General features: G+C 65.8%; 21 protein-coding genes. 12 read left to right on the plus strand and 9 right to left on the minus strand.

Features of this window, described 5'->3' with window-relative positions; all coding sequences use genetic code 11:
- Positions 1 to 8: 8 nt before the first annotated feature.
- From rbfA to BLQ28_RS12440, 4 genes are read left to right on the plus strand one after another with little or no spacing between them, the layout of a single operon-like run.
- Positions 9 to 380, plus strand: coding sequence for a 30S ribosome-binding factor RbfA (rbfA, locus tag BLQ28_RS12425; protein WP_093239564.1), 372 nt, complete (start codon positions 9 to 11; stop codon positions 378 to 380).
- A gap of 2 nt (positions 381 to 382) precedes the next feature.
- Positions 383 to 1,351 (plus strand): tRNA pseudouridine(55) synthase TruB, encoded by a 969-nt coding sequence (gene truB, locus BLQ28_RS12430; protein ID WP_093239566.1) that lies wholly within the window; start codon positions 383 to 385, stop codon positions 1,349 to 1,351.
- Positions 1,348 to 3,186 (plus strand): translational GTPase TypA, encoded by a 1,839-nt coding sequence (gene typA / locus BLQ28_RS12435; protein WP_093239567.1) that lies wholly within the window; start codon positions 1,348 to 1,350, stop codon positions 3,184 to 3,186. The genes truB and typA overlap by 4 nt, the downstream gene beginning before the upstream one ends.
- A gap of 19 nt (positions 3,187 to 3,205) precedes the next feature.
- Positions 3,206 to 4,123, plus strand: coding sequence for a DMT family transporter (locus BLQ28_RS12440; RefSeq protein WP_093241577.1), 918 nt, complete (start codon positions 3,206 to 3,208; stop codon positions 4,121 to 4,123).
- 32 nt (positions 4,124 to 4,155) lie between these two features.
- On the opposite strand, the gene BLQ28_RS12445 is transcribed toward BLQ28_RS12440, so the two are convergent.
- The 6 genes from BLQ28_RS12445 to smpB form a co-directional block, all read right to left on the minus strand.
- On the minus strand, positions 4,156 to 5,634 hold the full coding sequence (locus BLQ28_RS12445) for a hypothetical protein (protein ID WP_093239569.1): 1,479 nt from the start codon (positions 5,632 to 5,634) through the stop codon (positions 4,156 to 4,158).
- Between the two features lie 101 nt (positions 5,635 to 5,735).
- On the minus strand, positions 5,736 to 6,128 hold the full coding sequence (locus BLQ28_RS12450) for a COG4315 family predicted lipoprotein (RefSeq protein ID WP_093239571.1): 393 nt from the start codon (positions 6,126 to 6,128) through the stop codon (positions 5,736 to 5,738).
- Between the two features lie 73 nt (positions 6,129 to 6,201).
- A complete protein-coding gene (locus BLQ28_RS12455; protein ID WP_093239572.1) occupies positions 6,202 to 7,023 on the minus strand; it encodes an anti-sigma factor family protein in 822 nt (273 codons plus the stop codon).
- Positions 7,024 to 7,036: 13 nt separating this feature from the next.
- Entirely contained in the window at positions 7,037 to 7,552 is a 516-nt protein-coding gene (locus BLQ28_RS12460) for an RNA polymerase sigma factor (RefSeq protein WP_093239574.1), read from the minus strand.
- A 34-nt stretch (positions 7,553 to 7,586) separates the two neighbouring features.
- A complete protein-coding gene (locus BLQ28_RS12465) occupies positions 7,587 to 7,967 on the minus strand; it encodes a COG4315 family predicted lipoprotein (RefSeq protein ID WP_093239576.1) in 381 nt (126 codons plus the stop codon).
- Positions 7,968 to 8,065: 98 nt separating this feature from the next.
- Positions 8,066 to 8,542, minus strand: a complete 477-nt coding sequence (gene smpB / locus BLQ28_RS12470; protein ID WP_093239577.1) for an SsrA-binding protein SmpB — start codon at positions 8,540 to 8,542, stop codon at positions 8,066 to 8,068.
- A 63-nt stretch (positions 8,543 to 8,605) separates the two neighbouring features.
- On the opposite strand from smpB, the gene BLQ28_RS12475 reads away from it, so the two are divergent.
- Together BLQ28_RS12475 and BLQ28_RS12480 are read left to right on the plus strand one after the other, a co-directional pair.
- Positions 8,606 to 9,052 carry a type II toxin-antitoxin system RatA family toxin gene (locus BLQ28_RS12475; protein ID WP_093239579.1) on the plus strand — a complete coding sequence of 149 codons (447 nt, stop codon included), beginning with the start codon at positions 8,606 to 8,608 and terminating at the stop codon, positions 9,050 to 9,052.
- A 3-nt stretch (positions 9,053 to 9,055) separates the two neighbouring features.
- On the plus strand, positions 9,056 to 9,391 hold the full coding sequence (locus BLQ28_RS12480; RefSeq protein WP_093239580.1) for an RnfH family protein: 336 nt from the start codon (positions 9,056 to 9,058) through the stop codon (positions 9,389 to 9,391).
- An 18-nt stretch (positions 9,392 to 9,409) separates the two neighbouring features.
- On the opposite strand, the gene BLQ28_RS12485 is transcribed toward BLQ28_RS12480, so the two are convergent.
- The gene (locus BLQ28_RS12485) at positions 9,410 to 9,943 is read right to left on the minus strand and encodes a DUF4124 domain-containing protein (RefSeq protein ID WP_093239582.1); all 534 of its coding nucleotides are present in this window, start codon (positions 9,941 to 9,943) and stop codon (positions 9,410 to 9,412) included.
- A gap of 128 nt (positions 9,944 to 10,071) precedes the next feature.
- Between BLQ28_RS12485 and guaB the strand changes: the two genes are divergently transcribed.
- The 5 genes from guaB to BLQ28_RS12510 all read left to right on the plus strand — a co-directional run bounded on the left by guaB (position 10,072) and on the right by BLQ28_RS12510 (position 14,506).
- Positions 10,072 to 11,541 (plus strand): IMP dehydrogenase, encoded by a 1,470-nt coding sequence (gene guaB / locus BLQ28_RS12490; RefSeq protein WP_093239583.1) that lies wholly within the window; start codon positions 10,072 to 10,074, stop codon positions 11,539 to 11,541.
- A gap of 141 nt (positions 11,542 to 11,682) precedes the next feature.
- The gene (locus BLQ28_RS12495) at positions 11,683 to 11,931 is read left to right on the plus strand and encodes a type II toxin-antitoxin system Phd/YefM family antitoxin (protein ID WP_093239585.1); all 249 of its coding nucleotides are present in this window, start codon (positions 11,683 to 11,685) and stop codon (positions 11,929 to 11,931) included.
- Between the two features lie 11 nt (positions 11,932 to 11,942).
- The gene (locus BLQ28_RS12500) at positions 11,943 to 12,362 is read left to right on the plus strand and encodes a type II toxin-antitoxin system VapC family toxin (RefSeq protein WP_093239586.1); all 420 of its coding nucleotides are present in this window, start codon (positions 11,943 to 11,945) and stop codon (positions 12,360 to 12,362) included.
- Positions 12,363 to 12,373: 11 nt separating this feature from the next.
- The gene (gene guaA / locus BLQ28_RS12505) at positions 12,374 to 13,990 is read left to right on the plus strand and encodes a glutamine-hydrolyzing GMP synthase (protein ID WP_093239588.1); all 1,617 of its coding nucleotides are present in this window, start codon (positions 12,374 to 12,376) and stop codon (positions 13,988 to 13,990) included.
- Between the two features lie 318 nt (positions 13,991 to 14,308).
- Positions 14,309 to 14,506 carry a hypothetical protein gene (locus BLQ28_RS12510; RefSeq protein WP_093239589.1) on the plus strand — a complete coding sequence of 66 codons (198 nt, stop codon included), beginning with the start codon at positions 14,309 to 14,311 and terminating at the stop codon, positions 14,504 to 14,506.
- Between the two features lie 66 nt (positions 14,507 to 14,572).
- Here BLQ28_RS12510 and BLQ28_RS12515 read toward each other — a convergent pair whose 3' ends face one another.
- Positions 14,573 to 15,997: an aldehyde dehydrogenase family protein gene (locus BLQ28_RS12515; RefSeq protein ID WP_093239591.1), complete on the minus strand. Its 1,425-nt coding sequence runs from the start codon at positions 15,995 to 15,997 to the stop codon at positions 14,573 to 14,575.
- Between the two features lie 101 nt (positions 15,998 to 16,098).
- Between BLQ28_RS12515 and BLQ28_RS12520 the strand changes: the two genes are divergently transcribed.
- Complete coding sequence (locus BLQ28_RS12520; RefSeq protein ID WP_176801088.1) at positions 16,099 to 17,037, plus strand: LysR family transcriptional regulator; 939 nt, start codon at positions 16,099 to 16,101, stop codon at positions 17,035 to 17,037.
- Positions 17,038 to 17,138: 101 nt separating this feature from the next.
- Here the strand turns inward: BLQ28_RS12520 and BLQ28_RS12525 are convergent, their stop codons facing one another.
- Positions 17,139 to 17,747, minus strand: a complete 609-nt coding sequence (locus tag BLQ28_RS12525; protein ID WP_176801089.1) for a porin family protein — start codon at positions 17,745 to 17,747, stop codon at positions 17,139 to 17,141.
- Positions 17,748 to 17,814 lie beyond the last annotated feature (67 nt).

Genomic DNA, 17,814 nt, shown 5'->3' on the forward strand with positions numbered 1-17,814 from the left:
AAGAGTCCATGCCGAAAAGAAAAGCCGCTGCCCCCAACCGCGCGTTCAAGGTTGCCGACCAGATCCAGCGGGATCTGACGGAGCTGATCGCGCGCGAGTTGAAGGACCCGCGCGTGGGCATGGTCACGATCCAGGCCGTCGAGGTCACGCCCGACTATGCGCATGCGAAGGTCTACTTCAGCATGCTCACGGGCGACGTGACCGAGACCACCGAAGCGCTCAACCAGGCCGCGGGCTTCCTGCGCAACGGCCTGTTCAAGCGCCTGCATATCCACACCGTGCCCACGCTGCACTTCCTGTTCGACCGCACCACCGAGCGTGCCGCCGACATGAACGCGCTCATCGCGCAGGCCGTCGCTTCGCGCTCGAAAGACGACTAGCCATGAATGCGCCACGCACAAGGGTGCAGCGGCGCCCTGTGCATGGGGTGTTGTTGCTCGACAAGCCGCTGGGACTCTCCAGCAACCAGGCCTTGCAAAAGGCCAAGTGGTTGCTGCGCGCCGAAAAAGCGGGCCATACCGGCACGCTCGATCCGCTCGCGACGGGTGTCCTGCCGCTTTGCTTTGGCGCGGCCACCAAGTTCAGCCAGTTGCACCTGGACGCCGACAAGACCTATGAGGCCACGGCCCGTCTCGGCGTCAAGACCGCGACCGGCGATGCCGAAGGCGACGTGATCGCCGAACGGCCTGTCAACGTCACGCCGGAAGACCTGGCGCGCGTGCAGCAGCAGTTCACCGGCCCGATCCGGCAGGTGCCACCGATGCACAGCGCGCTCAAGAAAGACGGCAAGGCGTTGTACGAGTACGCCCGCGAAGGCGTCGAGATCGAGCGGGCACCGCGCGACGTCGTCATCCACAAGCTGGAGGTGACCGAGGCTGCCGCCCCGCAAGGGCAGCGCGCCATCAGGATCGCGGCGACCGTGAGCAAGGGCACGTACATCCGCACCCTCGGCGAAGACATCGGCGAGGCACTCGGCTGCGGCGCCCACCTGACGTCGCTGCGGCGCACCGCGACCGGCGATTTCGGGCAGGCGCAATGCGTCACCCTCGAAGCGCTCGAAGCCATGGACGAAGAGGAGCGCCTGGCGCAACTCCTGCCAGCCGAGTCGCTGGTGGACGGCCACAGCCGCGTCACGCTCGGCGCGGAAGATGCGGCACGCTTTCTTTCAGGCCTGCGCCGCCGTGGCGGCTGGGCCGATGCGGCAGAAGTGGCCGTGTTCGGCAGCGAACCGCACGCCTTCCTCGGCACGGCCCATGTGGCGGCCGGCGAACTGATCCCGGGGCGCTTGCTGAACCCCATCGAAATCCAGCAAATTCTTTTGAACGCACAACAGACCGAAGCGACACCATGAGTACCAAGCAAATCCGCAATATCGCCATCATTGCCCACGTGGACCATGGCAAGACCACCATGGTCGACCAACTGCTGCGCCAGTCCGGCACCTTCGCCGACCACGAGAAGGTCGTCGACACGGTGATGGACAACAACGCCATCGAAAAAGAACGTGGCATCACCATTCTGGCCAAGAACTGCGCCGTGACCTGGGAAGGCACGCACATCAACATCGTCGACACCCCCGGCCACGCGGACTTCGGCGGTGAAGTGGAACGCGCGCTGTCGATGGTCGACGGCGTGGTGCTGCTGATCGACGCCCAGGAAGGCCCGATGCCGCAGACGCGCTTCGTGACCAAGAAGGCGCTGGCCCTGGGCCTCAAGCCCATCCTGGTGGTGAACAAGGTCGACAAGCCCGGCGCGAACCCCGACAAGGTGGTCAATGCCGCCTTCGACCTGTTCGACAAGCTCGGCGCCACCGACGAACAGCTCGACTTCCCCGTGGTGTATGCCTCGGGCATCAACGGCTGGTCGTCGCTGGAAGAGGGCGCACAGGGTGAGCAGTGGGGCCCCGACATGTCGGCCCTGTTCAACACCATCCTGAAGCACGTGCCGTCGCAAAAGGGTGACCCCGCCGCGCCGCTGCAGTTGCAGATCTCGGCCCTCGACTTCTCGACCTTCGTCGGTCGCATCGGCGTCGGCCGTATCAGCCAGGGCACCCTGAAGCCGATGACCGACGTGGTCGTGATGGAAGGTCCGGATGGCAAGTCCATCAAGGGCCGTGTCAACCAGGTGCTGACTTTCCAGGGCCTGGACCGCGTGCAGGCCACCGAAGCCGGCCCGGGCGAGATCGTGCTGATCAACGGCATTGCCGACATCGGCATCGGCGTCACCGTGACCGATCCGGCCAACCCGGCACCGCTGCCCATGCTCAAGGTCGACGAGCCGACCCTGACCATGAACTTCTGCGTCAACACCAGCCCGCTGGCCGGCCGCGAAGGCAAGTTCGTCACCAGCCGCCAGATCTGGGACCGCCTGCAGAAGGAACTGCAGCACAACGTCGCGCTGCGCGTGAACGAAACCGACGAAGAAGGCATCTTCGAAGTGATGGGCCGGGGCGAACTGCACCTGACCATTCTTCTGGAAAACATGCGCCGCGAAGGCTATGAAATGGCCGTGTCGAAGCCGCGCGTGGTGTTCCGCACCGTCAACGGCGAGAAGCATGAACCCATCGAACTGGTGACGGCCGACATCGAAGACCAGCACCAGGGCGGCGTGATGCAGGCACTGGGCGAGCGCAAGGGCGAGCTGGTCAACATGGAACCGGACGGCCGTGGCCGCGTGCGCCTGGAGTACCGCATTCCGGCGCGTGGCCTGATCGGCTTCACGAACGAATTCCTGAACCTGACGCGTGGCTCGGGCCTCATCAGCAACATCTTCGACAGCTACGAGCCGCACAAGGGCGACATCGGCGGCCGCAAGAACGGCGTGCTGATCTCGATGGACGACGGTGAAATCTTCACCTACGCCCTGGGCAAGTTGGACGACCGCGGCCGCATGTTCGTGCGCGCCAACGACCCGGTGTATGAAGGCATGATCGTCGGCATCCACAGCCGCGACAACGACCTCGTGGTGAACGCCACGCGTACCAAGCAGCTGACCAACTTCCGCGTTTCGGGCAAGGAAGACGCGATCAAGATCACGCCTCCGATTGAACTCACGCTCGAATACGGCGTGGAATTCATCGAGGACGACGAGCTGGTCGAAATCACGCCCAAGAGCGTTCGCCTGCGCAAGCGCTTCCTGAAGGAACACGAGCGCAAGCGGGCCGGCCGCGACACGTCGCAAGGCTGATCGCAACCCGCGATTGGCCATGCGCCTGACGCACGGCGGCGCCGTCTGGCTGATGGTCGTCGTGACCCTGATGTGGGGCACGGCGGGCGTCGTCACACGGCACCTCGCACAGGCGCACAGTTTCGAGATCACCTTCTGGCGCAGCCTCTTCACGATGCTGTCGCTGCTGGTGATCTTGCCGCTTTGGCGGGGACGCGCGGTGTTCTCGCAAGTGCGCAACGGCGGGCGCGAACTCTGGATTTCAGGCGTCTGCTGGGCCGTGATGTTCACGGCCTTCATGGTTGCGCTCACGCTGGCTTCCACGGCCAGCGTGCTGGTCACGATGTCATTGGGCCCATTGCTCACCGCGCTCGCGGCCCGCTTCTTCATCGGGCACCGGTTGCCCACGCGCACCTGGCTGGCGATCGTGGTCGCCGGCCTTGGCATCGGCTGGATGTACGGCACGCAGCTGTTGCAGGGTGGTGGGGCTTCGGTGCTCGGCACGCTGGTTGCGCTGTGCGTGCCGCTGGCAGGTGCCGCCAACTGGACGGTGGTTCAGCATGCTCAGGCGAAAGGGCACGACATCGACCTGGTGCCCGCGGTGCTGATCGGCGCGGTGCTCACCGCGCTGTTCACCCTGCCTTTTGCGTGGCCGTTCCAGGCAAGCGCACATGACCTCGGCCTGCTGGCTTTTCTCGGCGTGTTCCAGCTCGCCATTCCCTGTGTTCTCTCGGTTCTGTGTGCCCAGGTTTTGAAGGCCCCCGAGGTCGCGTTGCTGGCCTTGCTGGAGGTGATCTTCGGCATCGCGCTGGCCTGGGTCGGAGCAGGCGAGGAGCCGGCGGCCAGCGTGTTGACCGGCGGTGCGCTGGTCATCGGCGCATTGGTGTTCAACGAACTGCTCGCGCTGCGCAGTCGCCGCACCACGGCCGCAGACACAGCATTGCCGGGCGCGCACTAGCAGCGCACCAGGCAATGAGCCCCGGCGCGGCGCTACCGCGACTGACGCGACGGAGGAACCGGCGGCGGAAGGGGCTGCGTCGCCGGCATGGCGGCGTCCATGACGCCCAGGCTGTTCATCCGGGCCTCGACCACCTTGCGCATGAAGGTCTGCGCAAAGTCTTCGCTCATGCGCCAGTTGCCGTTGTCCTGCACGAAAGTGAATTCCCCGGTGACCGGGATCGTGTTGTCGCCACTGCCCGAGAGGGCGCCCAGCAGGCGGTCGTTGTATTCGATGACCAGCGGGCAGACGTGGCCCACGCCGCCTTCGGCGGCCTTGCAGGGGCCGGTGAGTTCGATCTCGGCAATCTCGCGCGAGCGGTCGGGGTCGCGGGTCAGCAGGCCGGAGTCGGCGCGCTGGCGCAAGCGTTCCCTGGCCGGCGAAGAGCGCATGCTGAGCGGGGCAGCGCCTTCGCGAAACGCCTTCTCCATGGCTTCGCGGCCGATGGGCTCGGCGTTGTAGAGCGGCTTGCCATCGGCATCGAGGTGCCCGAAGCGGGCTTCGACGATGGCGACATCCGCGCCCCGCACCACCATCTCGTCGCCCTTCGGCGATGCGGGCCCGATGGTGTAGGCCATCGATTCGGTGCTGTCGCCTTGCTTCATGAGGGCCACGCAGCCGCGCACGCGCTCCGGCTTGCGATAGCCGACCTCGCGCATGCTGCTGACCGAAGGCGTCTGGATGGAAGAGCGGCTGCTTGGGTCGAGGTTGCGCATGCGCACGTCCATGGCCGCGCGAATCATCAGGCTGTTCAGCGTCTTGCGCGTGGAGCTTGCGTCGCAGGCAGGCACGCTGGCCGGCGCGAAGATGTACCAGCCGAGTCCACCCGCCACGACCAGCACGGTCAGGATGAACTTCCATGCACCGACCCGTCGGGTTCGTTGCGCCTGGTTTCTCCAGGCGCGCACGGCCTGCTCGTCGGCATCAATGAGGACTTGCGCCTCGGCAACGATGCGCTGGCGCTCGGCGGCCATGGCAAAGGCCGGCTCGTTGGCCACCTGGGCACGCGTGGCCTCGTAGTCTTCTTTTTCGAGAAGGCCCTCGGTCACCAGCCAGGCCAGCGCGATGGCGGGCGCCGCGGGCACGGTGCCCAAGATGGGCGTTTGCTGCAACGCCTCGTCGCGCATCTCGGCGTCGATGAGCCCGTCTTTGTAGAGCGATTCGATGGCCTCGTGCGTGATGCCGCGGCCAGCCAGCTCGACGAGATCGTCGGCGTCGAAGGCCGTGCTTTCCGCGTCGCCCAGATTGGGGTCGGGGGGCGTGGCGGCTTCGAGCCTTTCGAGCGCCGCGTCCTGCTGTTCTTCGGTGACCAGGCCTCGCATGCGCATCCATGCCAGGGCGTGGGCCGGGCTTGGAAGCGGGGGCAGGGTGGCGGTCTCGGGATGGGCCAGCACGGCGTCGTGCTGCGCGTCGGTGATCAGGCTCTGCGTCAGCAGGGCCAGGAACGCATCCGGGTTGGCGTCAGAAGTCATGCGGGGATTCTGCCGTGGGTGCCATCGACTGCCTTGCCAGGAAAAGCGGACAAAAAAACGCCGGCGGATGCCGGCGTTTTTCTCTTCAGATCCGCAGGGGATCAGGGACGGGCGACCTTCCAGGCGCCGTTGGCCACGCCGTCGCCGGTGCGGTCGCCAGCCTTGGCGTCTTTCGACCAGTAGTACAGGGGCCAGCCCTTGTAGGCCCACTGGCGCTTGCCATCTTCACGAATGATGATGGTGTAGCCGCCCATGGGCTTGGCGGTGTCGGCCACGCCGAGCGCGGGCCAGTTGGCGGCGCACTGGGCGTTGCAGGCGGAGGTGCCGGCGCCCGCGGTGTCCTTGGCGAAGGTGTAGAGCGTCATGCCGTTGGGGCCGACCAGCACGCCGTCGGCGGTGCGGGTGGGCGCGTCGGGCGCGCTGGCGGTCTGGGACATGCCGCCGCAGCCGGCGAGCAAAGCCGCAGCGAGGATCGAGGCGCTGAGCAATTTCATGCAGTTTCTCCTTCAGTTGATAAATCGCGAAAACAAGCCAGGTGATTGCGCGAGCCGGCAGTTTATGCGGTTGCTAAGACAAATCGCGGTAGGCCAGCGTCGCCAGTTTGAGCAAAACTTCTCGCGGCAGCTTGCCGGCGATGGCGTAGCCGAAGCCCTGGTCGACCCAGTAGAAGCTGGGCACCGGCCCTTCGGAGGCGAAACGGAAGGCGGTCTCGCGCGAAGCGGTGGCGCCCGCGGCCTGGGCGTCGAGGGTGCCGATGTAGAGCGTGACGCGCTCGCCGGTGGCGTTCTCGAACATGAATTGCGCACGCGCGCCGGTTTCCCCGGGCAACAGGCGGCCACCGACCAGCAGGTAGCCCTGGGTCGAGAGGTCCGGCACCTTGAGCGGCCTGTCGAGGCGCCTGGAAAGCCACTGCACCAGATGCTGCTGCTCGCTGGCTGCCACCTCCACAGGGTGCCTCTTCTCGGGCGCATAGACGGCGTGTGCGACCGATGCGTCGTGCACGAACTCGCGCACGGCCGGGGCGCGCGCCAGTTGGGCGCCGGCACGCGGCGCGGCGGACCACTGGGCATTGCCGAGCCATCCGGCGGCAAAGGCGACCAGCAGGCCGGCGGCCATGCCGCCCCAGCGCAGCCAGGCGCCATGCCGGGCGTGCCGGGGCAACTGGCGATCGAGCGTGTTGGCCAGCGACACGGGTACGGGCGCGTCTAGCAACTCGCCATGCAGCCGTCGCAAGGCATCGCGTTGGGTGTGCCACGCCGCCACCTTGGCGGCGATGGCCGGGTCGCGCGCCAACGCGTCTTCGACCGCGCCGTGCCGGTCCGCGGCCAACTGGCCATCGACCCAGGCGTGCAGTTCGTCGTCGGTAGGGGGTGGAGCGGGGCGGTTCATGGGGTGGCGGTTTTCATTTGAGGCGGCGCAGGCCGGGGCGAACGGGCGCGCAAGCGCCGTCCATCAGCTCCTGCAGCCGGACACGGGCCCGCGAGAGGCGCGACATCACGGTGCCGGCGGGAATGCCCAGCACCTTGGCCACTTCGGCATACGACAGGTCTTCGAGCGTGACGAGCAGCAGCACGGCGCGCTGCTCTTCGGGCAGTTGCATCAGGCAGCGCTGCAGGTCGAGGCCCGTGCCCTGGTCGCGGCCCGGGTCGACACCGCCGCGCAGCTCCTGCGTCACGTCGTCGAGCGGCACCACGCTGTGCGGCGGCGGCCTGCGCCGCACCTGGCTCGCGAAGGTGTTGTGCATGACGGTGAAGAGCCATGCGCGCAGGTCGCTGCCCGCGACCCAGAGCCGCCATTTGCTGCAGGCGCGCTCGAGCGTGTCTTGCACGAGGTCATCGGCCGCCCACGCGTCGCCCGTGAGCGCCCGCGCATAGCGGCGCAGGCTCGGGATGTGCTCGGCCAAAAGGCGGGCGTCCATGGGCAGGCGAGGTGGGTGCGCAGTTGATCGTCGCTCAGGGCTTGGCGATCTTCCAGGTGCCGTTGACGCCGTCGCCGGTCTTGTCGCCCGGCTTGGTGTCCTTGACCCAGTAGTAGAGCGGCCAGCCCTTGGCGGCCCATTGCTTCTTGCCGTCGTCGCGGGTGACGATGGTGAAGTCGCCGGCGGGCTTGTCGCTGTCGGCGGCCATGAAGGGCGGCCAGTTGGTCGCGCAGCCCCCGTTGCAGACCGACTTGCCGTTGCCGGCCGTGTCCTTGTCGAAGGTGTAGAGCGTCATGCCGTTGGGGCCGACCAGTGCGCCGTCGGCGGGCTTGGGCTGGGCGAATGCGGGGAGTGCGAGGGCACCGCCCAGCAGGAGGGTGACGAGGCCGATGGAAGAAGCAAGGAAAGGCGACATGGAAAGACTCCTGTGTGAGGGTTGGCATCGGCGATCCGATGACAACTGCACAAACGCCCGCGGCCGGCCTTTTATTCCATGGCCCGCAAAAAAAAGACCTAGCGGTTGCGGCTCTTCATCGCGCGTTCGACTTCGCGCTTGCCTTCGCGGTCCTTGATGGTGTCGCGCTTGTCGTGCTCGGCCTTGCCCTTGGCCAGCGCGATCTCGCACTTCACCTTGCCGGCCTTCCAGTGCAGGTTGAGCGGCACCAGCGTGTAGCCCTTCTGCTCGACCTTGCCCATCAGCCGCTTGATCTCTTCCTTGTGCAGGAGCAGTTTCTTGGTACGGACCGAGTCGGGGTTGACGTGGGTCGACGCGCTCTTGAGCGGGTTGATCTGCAAGCCCACGACATACAGTTCGCCGTCGCGGATCACCACGTAGCCGTCGGTGAGCTGCACCTTGCCTTCGCGCAGGGACTTGACTTCCCAGCCTTCTAGGACCATGCCGGCCTCGAAGCGTTCTTCGAAGAAATAGTTGTACGCGGCCTTCTTGTTGTCGGCGATGCGGGAGGAGGTATCTTGTTTCTTTGTGGCCATGACTCGGGAATGTTGGGGCTGCATGGCTTCAATACAATCCGTCGCGCACGCTGCACCGATTCTATGAAAACAGTCAACAAGTCCGTCCTCATCTGGTACAGCGCCGAAGAGATGTATGCGCTCGTCACCGACGTGGCGAAGTATCCGCAGTTTCTTCCGTGGTGCGACAAGTCGCGGATCATCGAGCAGGACGAGGCCGGCATGACGGCCGAAGTCGGCCTGTCCTTCGGCGGTTTTCACCAGAGCTTCACCACGCGCAACACCCACATTCCGGGGCGCGAGGTGCAATTGAAACTGGTCGATGGACCGTTCTCCAACCTCGATGGCACCTGGAAGTTCGTGCCTGTCGGCGAGCAGGGCGAACGGGCCTGCCGCGTCGAGCTGCACATGAGCTACGGCTTCAGCAACTTCGCGTTGCAGGCGCTGGTGGGACCGGTGTTCGACACCATCGCGTCCAGCCTGGTCGAAGCCTTCGTCAAGCGCGCCGAGCAGGTCTACGGCGCGACCTGATCGATGATCGAGGTCACGCTGAGTTGCTCGCCCGCGGCGCGCGAGGTGTTCGAGCAGGTCTTGCAGCTCGCACCCGGAACGACGCTGGCGGATGCGGTGCAGGCCAGCGGGCTGGCCTCACGTTTTCCGGCGCTGGATTGGCGCCATGCGATGACGCCGGGCATCTGGGGCCGCGCGGTCGAATGGGACCAGGCGTTGAAAGATGGCGACCGCATCGAGCTGTGCCGCCCCCTCAAGGTCGATCCGAAAGTGGCGCGCCGCGAACGCTTTCAGCGGCAGGGCGCGCGGGGCACGGGTCTCTTTGCGAATCGCCGCAAGGGCGGCAAGGCCGGGTACTGACGGCCCCTCCGTCGAAGGCTATTTGCAGTCGCTGTCGATCACGGACTGCAGGCGCTTCTGCTCTGCGGCACGGGCCGTGTCGTCCATGATCTCGCGCTCGCCCTGCGCATTGACCTTCGCGATGCGGATGCCGCTGTCGACCGTCGCCTTGCCCTGGCGGGCGAGTGCGCAGTTGTCGGCCTTGGCCTTGGCGAGCTTGGCAGCTTCAGCGGCTTCCTTGGCCTTTTGCTCGGCTTCGGCCTTCTTGGTTTTTTCTTCGAGATCCTTGTCGACGCCGCTGGGCTTGGGCGCCGCCGCGCTTTCGCGCGCCTTGGCGGGTGCGCCGCCAGCGGCATCGGCCGCCGGGGCCTCGCCGCCGGATGCATCGAAGGTTGCACGCGCCGGCGGTGGCGAACCTGCACGGCGCAGGATGTTCTTCTCGGGAACGTCAGGCGGCGGGGCCTGGTCGCTGAAGACCTTCTTTCCGTTCTTGTCGATCCATTGCCATTGCGCGCTCGCGGAGAGCGGCATCGCAACAACACATCCCAGTAGCAGCCAGTGCACGAATTTCATCCCCGAAGTTTAGCGGGGCCTTACTTTTTGCAACATCCGGATTGGGCGCTTTTGCAACGGTCCTGAAAGTCCCGCGCCAGCGAACTGGCCGGCCCCCTCGTTACAATCCGTCTTTTGGAGCTTCACCCATGCGCCTTCTCGGCAAAGCGCTCACCTTCGACGACGTGTTGTTGGTGCCAGCGTTCTCCCAGGTCCTGCCCAAGGACACCTCCCTCGCCACCAAGTTCTCCCGCAACATCACGCTGAACCTGCCGCTCGTCTCGGCGGCCATGGACACCGTGACTGAAGCCCGCCTCGCAATTGCCATTGCACAAGAGGGCGGCATCGGGATCGTTCACAAGAACCTCACCGCGCAACAGCAGGCCGCCGAAGTGGCCCGCGTGAAGCGTTATGAATCGGGCGTGCTGCGCGATCCGGTGGTGATCACGCCGACGCACTCGGTGCGCCAGGTGATGGCACTGTCGGACCAGCTCGGCATCTCGGGCTTCCCGGTGGTCGATGGCGGCAAGGTCGTCGGCATCGTGACGGGGCGCGACCTGCGCTTCGAAAACCGCTACGACGTGCCGGTCAGCGAAATCATGACCCAGCGCGAGAAGCTCATCACCGTGCCCGACGGCACCACGCTGGCCGAAGCCAAGGCGCTGCTGAACAAGTACAAGCTCGAGCGCCTGCTGGTCATCAACAGCGACTGGGAGCTCAAGGGCCTGATCACCGTCAAGGACATCACCAAGCAGACCAGCTTCCCCAATGCAGCACGCGACGCCAGTGGCCGCCTGCGCGTGGGCGCGGCGGTCGGCGTGGGTGACGGCACCGAAGAGCGCGTCGAAGCGCTCGTCAGGGCCGGCGTCGATGCCATCGTGGTCGACACCGCGCACGGCCACAGCGCCGGCGTGATCGAGCGCGTGCGCTGGGTCAAGAAGAACTACCCGCAGGTCGACGTGATCGGCGGCAACATCGCCACCGGCGACGCAGCGCGTGCGCTGGCCGACGTGGGCGCAGATGCGGTCAAGGTCGGCATCGGCCCCGGCTCGATCTGCACCACCCGCATCGTGGCCGGCGTGGGCGTGCCGCAGATCATGGCGGTCGACAGCGTTGCCACCGCGCTGCAGGGCACGGGCGTTCCGCTGATCTCCGACGGCGGCGTGCGCTACTCGGGCGACATCGCCAAGGCGATTGCCGCCGGTGCCAGCACCGTGATGATGGGCAGCATGTTCGCCGGCACCGAAGAGGCGCCGGGCGAAATCGTGCTGTACCAGGGCCGCAGCTACAAGAGCTACCGCGGCATGGGCTCCATCGGCGCGATGCAGCAGGGCAGTGCCGACCGGTACTTCCAGGAATCGACCACCGGCAACCCCAACACCGACAAGCTGGTGCCCGAAGGCATCGAAGGCCGCGTGCCCTATAAGGGCTCGATCGTCTCCATCGTCTACCAGATGGCCGGCGGCGTGCGTGCCAGCATGGGCTACTGCGGGTGCGCGACCATCGAGGACATGCAGAACAGGGCCGAGTTCGTCGAGATCACCACGGCCGGCATCCGTGAAAGCCACGTGCACGACGTGCAGATCACCAAGGAAGCGCCGAACTACCGCGCTGAGTAAACAGGGCCCCCACGCGCCCCCACTGCGTGTGGGGCGCTGCCCCCCGAGGGGGTGCCGGCCTGAAGCCCATTCTGGCCAGACCTTGAAAGTCGGGCCAGACTCGGTTTAGAATTTAGGCCAGATTCAAATTTTCTGGCCCAAATGCAATCCATCGGCATCGCCGAAGCCAAGAACAACTTCTCCGCCCTGATCGACTCGGTCGAAAAGGGGGAGGAGGTTCGCATCACCCGCCACGGCAAGGAAGTCGTGCGCATGCTGCCGGTGCGCCGCAAGCCGGTCATCACCGACGAGCAGATCGAGCGCGAACTCGGCCAGATCGACGCGCTCCACGCCACCATCCGGCCGGGCCTTTCGGTGCATGCGTTGCTCGACGAAGGGCGCCAATCGTGACAGCCTTCGTCATGGACGCTTCCGTCACCGCCGCCTGGCTCCTGCCCGACCAGGCCAGCGAACACACCCGCAAACTCTACGCCGCCATCCGCCGCGACGAGGTCGAGCCGCAGGCGCCCAACGCCTGGCAATGGGAGTGCGCCAACATCCTTGCCAACGGCGTGCGCAGCGGCCGCATTCCATCGTCCGCGGTCGAAGGGTTGTGGAGCGTGCTAGATGCCATCCGCCACCGCGTCGAATTGCACGAGCTTGCGCCGGCACAGCACAAAGCCGTTCTGGCCGTGGCCATCGACGCTGGCGTGTCGCTCTACGACGCGGGTTATCTCTGGCTCGCCAAGTCGCTCAATCTTCCGCTCGCCACCTTTGACGAGCACCTCATCAAGGCCGCGCCCCAGGCGGGCGTCAAGCTGTTCGACATTTCAACGCTCTGAGTCCTTTCGCCATGCAACACGACAAGATCCTCATCCTCGATTTCGGCTCGCAAGTCACCCAGCTGATCGCACGCCGCGTGCGCGAAGCCCACGTGCTCAGCGAAGTCCATCCCTGCGACGTGACCGACGAATGGGTGCGCGAATACGCCGCCGACGGCCACCTCAAGGGCGTGATTCTTTCGGGCAGCCACGCCAGCGTGTACGAGGAAACCACCGACAAGTGCCCGCAGGCCGTGTTCGATCTTGGCATTCCCGTGCTCGGCATCTGCTACGGCATGCAGACCATGGCGCACCAGCTCGGCGGCAAGGTCGAAGGCGGCCACAAGCGCGAGTTCGGCTTCGCAGCCGTGCGCGCCCATGGCCACACCGCGCTGCTGAAGGACATCGCCGACTTCACCACGCCCGAAGGCCACGGCATGCTCAACGTGTGGATGAGCCACGGCGACAAGGTCACCGAACTGCCGCCGGGCTTCAAGCTCATGGCCAGCACCGACAGCTGCCCCATCGCCGGCATGGCCGACGAGGCGCGCCGCTATTACGCGGTGCAGTTTCATCCCGAAGTCACGCACACGGTGCAGGGCAAGGCGATCCTCGAGCGCTTCGTGCTCGGCATCTGCAACGCCAAGCCCGACTGGGTCATGCGCGACCACATCGCCGAAGCGGTGCAGAAGATCCGCGAGCAGGTGGGCGATGAAGAAGTCATCCTCGGCCTCTCGGGCGGTGTCGATTCGAGCGTGGCTGCCGCGCTCATCCACCGCGCGATCGGCGACCAGTTGACCTGCGTGTTCGTCGACCACGGCCTGCTGCGCCTGAACGAAGGCGACATGGTCATGGAGATGTTCGAAGGCAAGCTGCACGCGAAGGTGATCCGCGTCGATGCGAGCGAGCTGTTCCTCGGCAAGCTCGCCGGCGTGAGCGACCCCGAAGCCAAGCGCAAGATCATCGGCGGCGAGTTCGTCACCGTGTTCAAGCAGGAAGCCGCCAAGCTCAAGGCCGGCGACGGCGGTCACAAGGGCGCGACCTTCCTGGCGCAGGGCACGATCTACCCGGACGTCATTGAGTCGGGCGGCGCCAAGAGCAAGAAGGCCGTCACCATCAAGAGCCACCACAACGTGGGTGGCCTGCCCGAGCAGCTCGGCCTGAAGCTGCTCGAGCCGCTGCGCGACCTGTTCAAGGACGAAGTGCGCGAACTCGGCGTGGCGCTCGGCCTGCCGCCCGAGATGGTGTATCGCCATCCGTTCCCCGGCCCGGGCCTGGGCGTGCGCATCCTGGGCGAAGTGAAGAAGGAATACGCCGACCTGCTGCGCCGCGCCGACGCGATCTTCATCGAGGAGCTGCGCAACTTCAAGGATGAGACCGGCAAGACCTGGTACGACCTCACGAGCCAGGCCTTCACCGTGTTCCTGCCCGTGAAGAGCGTGGGCGTGATGGGCGATGGCCGTACGTACGACTACGTCGTCGCGCTGCGCGCCGTGCAGACCAGCGACTTCATGACCGCCGACTGGGCCGAGCTGCCGTACGCGCTGCTCAAGAAGGTGTCGGGCCGCATCATCAATGAAGTGCGCGGCATCAACCGCGTGACCTACGACGTGTCGAGCAAGCCACCGGCGACGATCGAGTGGGAGTGAGTTGACGTCCCTCGGGGACATCGCCAGCCATCGAGAAAAACTGACGTGACGTGTTGATCCGTAAAAAGCGTCACGGCAGTTATCGATGGCCGTTGCCAGCGAGCCGGCCAGCCAGAGAAACAGGTAAGCATCGAGACGTTTGCAGCGGAGTGCACTGCCGCGTCATTCGAAGTCAGTCACGAATCAGTATTCGCGCCCACCATCTTCGACATCGCGCTCGATACATGGGCCATTGAACGGCCTCGACGCTTTGCGCTTTTCTGCGTGGGTTCGCCGAACTCACATTTACCTTGGTTTCAACTCAAGCTGGAGCACATCATGGGCATTCTGAACACACTGGAAGAAGTCGCTGGCGCAGTCGTTGCAGTCGAGGGCCTGAAGAAGGTCGATCCGAATGCTTCGCTCCTGGGCGAGGCGGCTGCCGCGGTGGCGGGCTACAAGGGCGTCGAACTCGTCAAGGAAAAGCTCGACGAAAAGACCGAAGGCGACGGCACCAGCCCTGATCAGCCCGCCTGATCCGACGATCTCGGCCGGGTCGACAAAGAACCGGCCGCGCTATCTGGACAAGAGCTCCCCGAAGCTTCAGCCCGCACTCATCAGCAGTGTCTTGGGTTCCAGGTACGCGTTCATGCCCCAGCGGCCCATCTCGCGCCCCAGTCCCGAATGCTTGAAGCCGCCGAAGGGCGCGCTTGGCTCGTGGGCCAGGGTGTTGACGAGCACACGGCCCGCATCGATCTGGCGCGCCACACGCTCGCAGCTTTCCGGGTCTGTGCCCAGCACCAAGGCGCTCAGGCCATAGTGCGTGTCGTTGGCGATGGCGATCGCATCGGCTTCGTCCTCGTAAGGGATGATGGTCAGCACGGGGCCGAAGATTTCCTCGCGTGCGATGCGCATCTGGTTGTTGGCACGGGTAAAGAGCGTGGGCTTCACGAACCATCCGGCATCCAGGCCATCGGGGCGGCCTTCACCGCCTGCCAGCAAGGTCGCACCTTCTTCCTGCCCGAGGCGGATGTAGCTCTGCACGCGCTCCCATTGCTTCTTGCTCACCATCGGGCCGATGTCGGTGTCGGCCTGGCGCGGATCGCCGGACTGGATGTGCGAGACCGCCTCTTTCGCCACCTGCTCGAACTCGGCCAGGCGGCTGCGTGGCACCAGGATGCGCGTACCCGCGATGCAGGCCTGGCCGCTGTTCATGAACCCTGCCTGGAGCACGAGTGGCATGACGGCGGTGAAGTCCGCGTCGTCGAGCACCACGGTGGGTGACTTGCCGCCCAGCTCCAGCGTCACGCGCTTCATCGTGGCGGCGCCCGTGGTCACCAGGTGCTGGCCCACTGCTGAGGAGCCCGTGAACGAGATCTTGGCGATGCCGGGGTTGCGCGCAATCTCCTCGCCGACCACTTCGCCGCGGCCGTTGACGATGTTGAATACGCCCGGGGGCAGGTCGGCTTCGTGCAGCGCTTCGGCCACGATCTGCGTCTGCAGCGCGCTCATCTCGCTGGGCTTGATGACGACGGTGCAACCGGCAGCCAGCGCGGTGGCCAGCTTGTTGCAGATGAAGCCCGCATTGCTGTTCCATGGCGTGATCAGGCCCGCGACGCCCACGGGTGTCTGGATGACCCTGGCCGCGCCCGCCTGTTCCTCGAACGCGTAGGACTCCAGCGCCACGATGGCCTGGGCAATCACGTCGGCAGGGTAGGTTGCCATCCAGCGTCCGCGCACCGAGGGCGCGCCGTACTCCAGCAGGACGGCTTCCATCAACGCGTCCTTGCGTGCGGCCACGGCCCGGTGCATGCGTTGCAGGGCCGCAATGCGCTCCTTGCGCGTGGTGCGCGACCAGGCCGGGAATGCCGCCTGTGCCGCCGCGATGGCGCGCTGCGCGTCTTGCGCATCGCCCAGCCGGACCTGGCCGATGACTTCCTCGGTACTCGGGTTGTGCAGGTCGAACCATTCCTGGCCGTGCGGCGTGACGAATTCGCCGTTGATGTAGATGTGTTCAATGCGTTGCATGGTGGCTCCGTAGGGGTTGATGGAGCGAAGTCTAGGAATGGTTTATTGTTCTGATAAGCCGTCTTGTGACTTATGAGGTATCCCTGAATTCAGGACAATCCATGCACAGAACAGGAATGACCGAACTGGAAGTGGTGCTGGCCGTCGCGCGCCGCAACAGCTTTCGCGGCGCAGCGCAGGAGCTGGGCATGTCCACCACCGCCGTGAGCAGCGCCGTGGCCGGGCTGGAGGCACGCCTGAAGGTGCGGCTGTTCAACCGCTCGACGCGAAGCGTGGCGCTCACCGACGCCGGACGACGCTACATGGAGCGGATCGCGCCGGCGCTGGCCGAAATCCAGAGCGCGGGCGAAGAAGCCGGCACTGGCGTCGACGTGCCCAGTGGCACGCTGCGCATCAACGCGCCGCAGGGCGCGGCATCTCTGCTGCTGGAGCCGCTCTTCCTGCAGTACGCGCAGCGCTATCCCGACATACGCATCGACATCGTGAGCGAGTCGCGCATGATCGACATCGTGGCCGAAGGCTTCGATGCGGGCATCCGCCTTGCCGAATCCGTGCCGCAAGACATGATCGCCGTGCCGCTCTCGCGCGACATCCGCATGCGCGTGGTGGCAACGCCCGAGTACCTCAAGCGCCACGGCACGCCCAGGCACCCGCGCGATCTGCTCCAGCACCAGAGCATCGGCATGCGCATGTCGCACGGCGGCATCTACCACTGGGAGCTGGAAAAAGGTGCCCAGAAATTGCAAATGGACCTGCCCGTGCGCCTGGCGCTCAACGAACTGCCGGCCATCAAGAAGGCGGTGCTGCTTGGGCTGGGTATCGGCTTCATCTCCGAGTGGTTCATCGAAGAAGAGCTGAAGACCGGCGCGTTGGTCCCGGTGCTGATGCCGTGGTGCCAGTCGTTCGGCGGGCTGAGGCTGTACTACTCAGGCCATCGCTTCGTGCCTGCGCGGCTGCGTGCGCTCATCAGCCTGGTTCATGAACTGGGCCTGGCCGGGGCGCCGTTGCGAGCCGTTCAGGCAGATCGCAGCGGTGGCTAGGCGCGGGACCCCGAAAGAGGCGATTCGGACTCTCTCACGAGAGACGCGACAACGCGCCGTCACCAGCCGATGACGGCGCGTTGTCGTTGCAGGAGTGAGGCTTAGAAGTTCGCCTTCAGACCCACCGAGAACATCCCGCCCTTGGCCTGCTTCGACACCTTGCCGAAGTAGTCGTAGTCCGCCGTCACCGACAGGTTCTGCGTCACGCGGTATTCGGCGCCGAAGCCCGCCATCACGCCGGTGGAATTGCCCGAGATGCGCTGGTAGCTCGGTGCCCACCTGTCGCCACCGGAGACGCTGCCGCGCGCAAGGCCCAGGCGGCCGTTGAGGGCGAAGGAGTCACCGAGCGGCAGGCGGGCCGTGGCGGCCGCATAGAAGGCGCTGCCGGTGCCGCCCTGGTGGCTCGAGATGCCGTTCACCGCGGTCCATTGGCTCACGCGGCCCAGGCGCGCATAGCCCACTTCCACGCCGAAGGTTTCCGTCAGCCGATAGCCGCCGTAGAACTTGTAGGCGGTGCCGGACTTGCTGTTCTTCTCGCCGCCCCATGGCACGGGAATGCTGTTCGTGCCCGACAGGCTGTAGCTCGAGCGGCCGATGGCGCCGCCCACGTACAGGCCGGTGTCCTGGTTGGGGCCGGCCGCGTAGGCGCCGATGGAAGCGGTGCCGAGGAAGAGGGCTGCGAGGACGGTGCAGGCTGGCGTTTTCGTCAAGATGAAATTCCTGGTTGGAGTCGTTGAAATCGATCGACTGACCGCATGAAGAGCCATGCCGTCAGCG

Origin of the sequence: Variovorax sp. EL159 (assembly GCF_900100965.1) — a bacterium.
Classification (GTDB): domain Bacteria; phylum Pseudomonadota; class Gammaproteobacteria; order Burkholderiales; family Burkholderiaceae_C; genus Variovorax.

Bases quoted from the DNA above. Each gene is read 5' to 3' on its own strand.
- BLQ28_RS12515 (WP_093239591.1), bottom strand. From the start codon at position 15,997: ATGCAACGCATTGAACACATCTACATCAACGGCGAATTCGTCACGCCG.
- BLQ28_RS12500 (WP_093239586.1), top strand. From the start codon at position 11,943: ATGGACGCTTCCGTCACCGCCGCCTGGCTCCTGCCCGACCAGGCCAGC.
- BLQ28_RS12450 (WP_093239571.1), bottom strand. From the start codon at position 6,128: ATGAAATTGCTCAGCGCCTCGATCCTCGCTGCGGCTTTGCTCGCCGGC.
- typA (WP_093239567.1), top strand. From the start codon at position 1,348: ATGAGTACCAAGCAAATCCGCAATATCGCCATCATTGCCCACGTGGAC.
- smpB (WP_093239577.1), bottom strand. From the start codon at position 8,542: ATGGCCACAAAGAAACAAGATACCTCCTCCCGCATCGCCGACAACAAG.
- BLQ28_RS12495 (WP_093239585.1), top strand. From the start codon at position 11,683: ATGCAATCCATCGGCATCGCCGAAGCCAAGAACAACTTCTCCGCCCTG.
- BLQ28_RS12520 (WP_176801088.1), top strand. From the start codon at position 16,099: ATGCACAGAACAGGAATGACCGAACTGGAAGTGGTGCTGGCCGTCGCG.
- BLQ28_RS12480 (WP_093239580.1), top strand. From the start codon at position 9,056: ATGATCGAGGTCACGCTGAGTTGCTCGCCCGCGGCGCGCGAGGTGTTC.
- BLQ28_RS12475 (WP_093239579.1), top strand. From the start codon at position 8,606: ATGAAAACAGTCAACAAGTCCGTCCTCATCTGGTACAGCGCCGAAGAG.
- truB (WP_093239566.1), top strand. From the start codon at position 383: ATGAATGCGCCACGCACAAGGGTGCAGCGGCGCCCTGTGCATGGGGTG.
- rbfA (WP_093239564.1), top strand. From the start codon at position 9: ATGCCGAAAAGAAAAGCCGCTGCCCCCAACCGCGCGTTCAAGGTTGCC.
- BLQ28_RS12445 (WP_093239569.1), bottom strand. From the start codon at position 5,634: ATGACTTCTGACGCCAACCCGGATGCGTTCCTGGCCCTGCTGACGCAG.
- BLQ28_RS12465 (WP_093239576.1), bottom strand. From the start codon at position 7,967: ATGTCGCCTTTCCTTGCTTCTTCCATCGGCCTCGTCACCCTCCTGCTG.
- BLQ28_RS12510 (WP_093239589.1), top strand. From the start codon at position 14,309: ATGGGCATTCTGAACACACTGGAAGAAGTCGCTGGCGCAGTCGTTGCA.
- guaA (WP_093239588.1), top strand. From the start codon at position 12,374: ATGCAACACGACAAGATCCTCATCCTCGATTTCGGCTCGCAAGTCACC.
- BLQ28_RS12460 (WP_093239574.1), bottom strand. From the start codon at position 7,552: ATGGACGCCCGCCTTTTGGCCGAGCACATCCCGAGCCTGCGCCGCTAT.
- BLQ28_RS12440 (WP_093241577.1), top strand. From the start codon at position 3,206: ATGCGCCTGACGCACGGCGGCGCCGTCTGGCTGATGGTCGTCGTGACC.
- guaB (WP_093239583.1), top strand. From the start codon at position 10,072: ATGCGCCTTCTCGGCAAAGCGCTCACCTTCGACGACGTGTTGTTGGTG.
- BLQ28_RS12455 (WP_093239572.1), bottom strand. From the start codon at position 7,023: ATGAACCGCCCCGCTCCACCCCCTACCGACGACGAACTGCACGCCTGG.
- BLQ28_RS12485 (WP_093239582.1), bottom strand. From the start codon at position 9,943: ATGAAATTCGTGCACTGGCTGCTACTGGGATGTGTTGTTGCGATGCCG.